This is a genomic window from Streptomyces sp. NPDC058052 (genome assembly GCF_042885515.1).
Taxonomy (GTDB): domain Bacteria; phylum Actinomycetota; class Actinomycetes; order Streptomycetales; family Streptomycetaceae; genus Streptomyces.
In genome coordinates this window covers 1-4,285 of sequence record NZ_JBHVRX010000069.1, presented here as the reverse complement: position 1 = coordinate 4,285, position 4,285 = coordinate 1, and the positions used below count along the sequence as shown (strand labels likewise).

At 71.3% G+C, this 4,285-nt stretch carries 6 protein-coding genes; 2 read left to right on the top strand and 4 right to left on the bottom strand.

Annotated elements, in window-relative coordinates; all coding sequences use genetic code 11:
* Positions 1–82 precede the first annotated feature (82 nt).
* The 4 genes from ACFVU3_RS39825 to ACFVU3_RS39810 all read right to left on the bottom strand — a co-directional run bounded on the left by ACFVU3_RS39825 (position 83) and on the right by ACFVU3_RS39810 (position 2,355).
* On the bottom strand, positions 83–397 hold the full coding sequence (locus ACFVU3_RS39825; protein WP_390073689.1) for a GNAT family N-acetyltransferase: 315 nt from the start codon (positions 395–397) through the stop codon (positions 83–85).
* A 104-nt stretch (positions 398–501) separates the two neighbouring features.
* The gene (locus ACFVU3_RS39820) at positions 502–1,080 is read right to left on the bottom strand and encodes a Dps family protein (RefSeq protein WP_390073688.1); all 579 of its coding nucleotides are present in this window, start codon (positions 1,078–1,080) and stop codon (positions 502–504) included.
* Between the two features lie 100 nt (positions 1,081–1,180).
* Positions 1,181–1,687, bottom strand: coding sequence for a DoxX family protein (locus tag ACFVU3_RS39815; RefSeq protein ID WP_390073687.1), 507 nt, complete (start codon positions 1,685–1,687; stop codon positions 1,181–1,183).
* 5 nt (positions 1,688–1,692) lie between these two features.
* Complete coding sequence (locus ACFVU3_RS39810) at positions 1,693–2,355, bottom strand: hydrolase (protein ID WP_390073686.1); 663 nt, start codon at positions 2,353–2,355, stop codon at positions 1,693–1,695.
* A 252-nt stretch (positions 2,356–2,607) separates the two neighbouring features.
* Here ACFVU3_RS39810 and ACFVU3_RS39805 point away from each other — a divergent pair, with 252 nt between their 5' ends.
* Both ACFVU3_RS39805 and ACFVU3_RS39800 read left to right on the top strand, forming a co-directional pair.
* Positions 2,608–2,817 (top strand): hypothetical protein, encoded by a 210-nt coding sequence (locus tag ACFVU3_RS39805; RefSeq protein WP_390073685.1) that lies wholly within the window; start codon positions 2,608–2,610, stop codon positions 2,815–2,817.
* Between the two features lie 329 nt (positions 2,818–3,146).
* Positions 3,147–3,881, top strand: a complete 735-nt coding sequence (locus ACFVU3_RS39800; RefSeq protein WP_390073684.1) for a dienelactone hydrolase family protein — start codon at positions 3,147–3,149, stop codon at positions 3,879–3,881.
* Positions 3,882–4,285 lie beyond the last annotated feature (404 nt).

Genomic DNA, 4,285 nt, shown 5'->3' with positions numbered 1-4,285 from the left:
GTGCTGCTGGTTGTTCCCCCCAGCCCCATGGGCTGTGGGCCGCCCTTTGGGTACAACGTGTAGCGCCACGGTGAGGCCAGGGTCAGAGTCCGAAGCGGTCGCGGTGCGCCGCGGGCACCAGGCCGGCGTACTCGGGGTGCTTGCCGATCCACCCCCGGATGAACGGGCAGTACGGCAGGACGCGCAGTCCGCGGACCCGGACGTCGTCGAGGGCGCCGCGGGCGAGCAGCCCGCCCAGACCCTGCCCCGCGAACCGGCTGTCGATCTCGGTGTGGATGAAGGCGATCTCGCCCTCCGAGAGGTGGTACTCGGCGAAGCCGGCGGTCTCCGTGCCGTCTTCGCCCGCGAGGATCTCGTACCGGGACCTCTCGGGCCGGTCTGTCACCTGCGGTTCCATGGACGCTCCTGTCTGGTCGTGGTGTCACGTGGCGGTCGGATACGGCACCTCATGCGGTGCCCTCGCGGAGGTCGTCGGCGAACACGACGTCGCCGTACGCGCCGTCAGCCGCGTACCAGAGGGGTGTCCACGAGGTGTTCGGCGAGGAACCAGACCTGGGCCTCGCCGGTGCGGATGACGTCGGAGACGAGCAGGTCGGTGCTGCCCTCGTCCCCCTCCTTCGAGAGACGGGCGGCGGCGTCCCGGGCGTCGATCAGGATCCGCTCGTGCGCGTCGAGCAGCCTCGACAGCATCACCGGCACCGGCTCCACACCGTCCGGGGGCCGGGGGATCGCCGTCAGTTCCGCGACGTGGCGGGGGTCCCCGACGGCGACGCCGCCGAGGCTCTGGACCCGTTCGGCCAGCGCGTCCACGATGGCCAGCTGGGCCTCCGCGTGCTTGTCCAGCATGAGGTGCAGCGAGTAGAAGGTCGCCCCGCGCATCAGCCAGTGGTGCTTCTTGTAGAGGGAGTAGAGGATCTGGGTGTCGGCGAGGACGCGGTTGAGCCGCTGGCAGGCGTACAAGCGGGTGTCATGGCCGAGGCCGATCGGCAGCTGCTTGAGCGTGCCGTACGCCTGGGTCTCGGCGCCCTTCTGGTGCAGCAGCGGCTGACCGCCGCCGTGCGAGGTCGTGAGGGTGTCCATCAGGTGTTCCTGTTCAGTGGATGAGCGAGGGAAGGGGCCGGCCGCCCGGTCGGGGGTACGCGGGCGACCGGACCCGGTCCGAGTGGCTCGCGCCGGGCGCTCAGCGCCCGGTGTTCGCCGGGGCGGCGGGCCGGTGGAGGACGAGCCGGGCGATCAGGCCGGACCCGAGACCGGCCGCGAGGACGAGGGCCGCCCACCACGACGGGTACGGCGTGAGGCCGAGGAGCGCGTCGAGGGACCAGGCGCCGGGGCCGGTGGCGGCGAGGGCGGCGGCGGTCCCGATGAGGACGAGGGGGTACTCGTAGCCGTCGTTCTGGACCCAGAGCCCGTGGCTCCGTTTCACGGTGAGTGCGACCGTCATGACCCCGATGGTCCCCGTCGCGGCGAGCGGGGTCAGGAAGCCGGCGGCGAGCAGCAGGCCCGAACCGATCTGGCCGCCGCCCGCCGCCAGGGCGGTGAGGACACCGCCCCGGAAGCCGTCGGCGCGGAACTCCTCGGCCCCGCCTTCGAGCCCGCCGCCGCCCAGGTGAGAGCTCACCTTCTGCACGCCGTGGCCGGCGACGAGCAGACCCACCAGCAGTCGCAGGATCAGAATGCCGGTGTCCACCGAGGTCAGCCGGCCGCGTGCGCGCCGATGACGGCCTGCGCGTACACGACGCCCAGGCCGTACGCGCCGGCGTGGGCCTTGACGATCTCCATGACCGCGCCGTACGACTCCTGGCGCGCCCAGTCGCGCTGCAGCTCCAGGAGGACCTGCACCCAGGTCACCGGGACGGCGCCGGCGGCGATCATCCTCTGCAGCGCGTGCTCGTGGGCGGCGGGGGTGACGCCGCCGGAGGCGTCGGCGACGACGTACACCTCGTACCCCTGGCCGAGGGCGGAGAGGGCGGGCAGCACGAGGCAGACCTCGGTCCACAGGCCCGACAGAATGATCTTCTTGCGCCCGGTCGCCTTGACCGCAGCCACGAGCGCCTCGTCCTCCCAGGCGTTCATGGAGGTGCGGTCGATGATCTCGTTCTCGGGGAAGACCTCGGCGAGCTGGGGCAGCAGCGGCCCGGAGAAGGACTCGGCGGCGACCGTGGTCAGGACGGCCGGCACGCCGAACGCCTTCGCCGCCTTGGCGAGACCGACGGTGCTGTTGATGATCGCGGCGCGGTCGCCGCTGCCCGTGCCGAAGAACATCTGCGGCTGGTGGTCCACGAAGAGCATGACCGAGTTGTCGGGCGTGAGGAGGTCCTTGCTCGGAGCGGCCTGAACCTTGGCGATGTCGAACATGAGGGGTCCTTTCGGAGCTGTCGGTGGCGCGCCCGCCGCCGGTCGCGACGGGGCACTCCCGCAAGCTACGAGCGACCGGACCAGCCGGGTTGCCCCCCGGCGCACAGGGGCTGGCACGACAGCGCACAACCGGTCGAGGCCCCCGTACCTCCCCTGAGCGGCGTCTTCGCACGTACGGTGCCATCGGCGGCACCCGTGGAGCATGAACCCGCGAGGACGCACTCGGACAGAGGGATGTGGAGAGGAGATCGCATGTCGCAGGAGGAACGTGACGCGCGACTGGGTCTGACGGGCCTGACCGGTGCGGAACGCGAGGCTCGCATACGCCTGCTCACGGAGGAGCTCGAGCGGAAGAAGGCGGCCGCGCGGGCGGCACTGGAGGCGCAGCGGGAGGCGCGGAGGCGGGCGAGTGCGACCCGGGCCGGGGACGGCGGGGACGAGGGGCCCACCGGGGTCGCCTGAACGGCCGTGCGCGGAGCGACGCCCACCGGCCCCCGGCAGCCCCTGCGGCGCCGGCGGCGCCGGGACCGCGGCTTCGGCCGAGATCATCCTTGCCGAGCGAGCCCTTGGACGACGTGCTGGAAGCGGCTCGGACCGGTGGTCTACGCTTCGCGACCATGACTACCGGGACGGCCTCGCGCCACACACGGATCGGTGACCCGGTGCTCCTCTGAGCGCCGTACGGGCCGGCGAAGGCCCGCTGCCCGAGCATGGACCCGACGCCGCCGCGCGGGCTCCGCCCCTGTCGTGTCGATCCAAGGAACCGACACCTCGACCACGACAGGATGATCATGCCCATCAAGACGCTGCGCATTCCCACCGCGGACGGTCGGACCGACGCGTTCGCCGCCTTCCCCGACGACGGTGAGCGGCACCCGGGGGTGCTGATGTACGCGGACGGCTTCGGCCTCCGGCCGGTGCTCAAGGACATGGCCCGCGAACTGGCCGGGCACGGGTACTACGTGCTCGTCCCCCATCTGTTCTACCGGCACGGTCCGGCACCGGTGGTCGAGCTTCCCGAATACATCGGGGAAGACGTCCGGCCGGCGATCTTCGCCGAGCTGATGCCCGTGATCGTGGCGCACACCCCCGAACGCGTCCTGAGCGACGCCGACGCCTACCTCACCTTCCTCACCGCCCAGCCCGAGGTCGCGGCGGGTCCGGTCGCGGTGACGGGCTACTGCATCGGCGGCCTGCTGGCGATGCGCACCGCCGCCGCGCACCCGGGCGAGGTCGCGGCCGTCGCGGCGTTCCACGCCCCCGTGGCCGCCGACGGCCCCGGCCTCTTCGCGAAGCTCACCGCCCAGGTCCACCTGGGCCACGCCGAAGGAGACCTGACCCCTGAGGCACTCGAGGAGCTCAACGGCTTCCTGGACGCCGCAGGAGTCGCCTACACCTCCGAGATCTACCCCGGGACTGTCCACGGTTTCACCATGTCGGACACCGACACCTTCAGTGCCCCAGGGCTGACGCTCCACTGGGACCGCCTGCTCGCTCTCTTGGCCCGGACCCTCACCGACGACTGAGGGGCCCGTCCGGCGGGTGCCCGCCCCGCCCCGCCTTGTCGGGCGGGGCGGGCACCGGGACCGAAGTTGACATGGGTTTTCGCGATCCGTAGTGTCCTCCCAGTTGTCCGACGTGAGCACCGACTCCGGTCGGCCCCGGACAACCATTCCGCAAGACCACTGAGCCGGACGGCTGCGCTTCGTCGTGCCGTTCGGCGACGTATGTCTTCTGCGGAATGAGGAATCCAGGACCGATGGTCCAGAGATTCTCCGATTCGCTTCGGAGGCAAGGAATCCGCTAATGTCTCACTCGTCGGAACGGCCCTTTCGGCCGGGAAGACAAACCCCGCTGACTGGGAATCAGACGCCGAAAGGATCTGATAGAGTCGGAAACGCCGGAAGGGCCCGGAGCGAAAGCGAAAGGG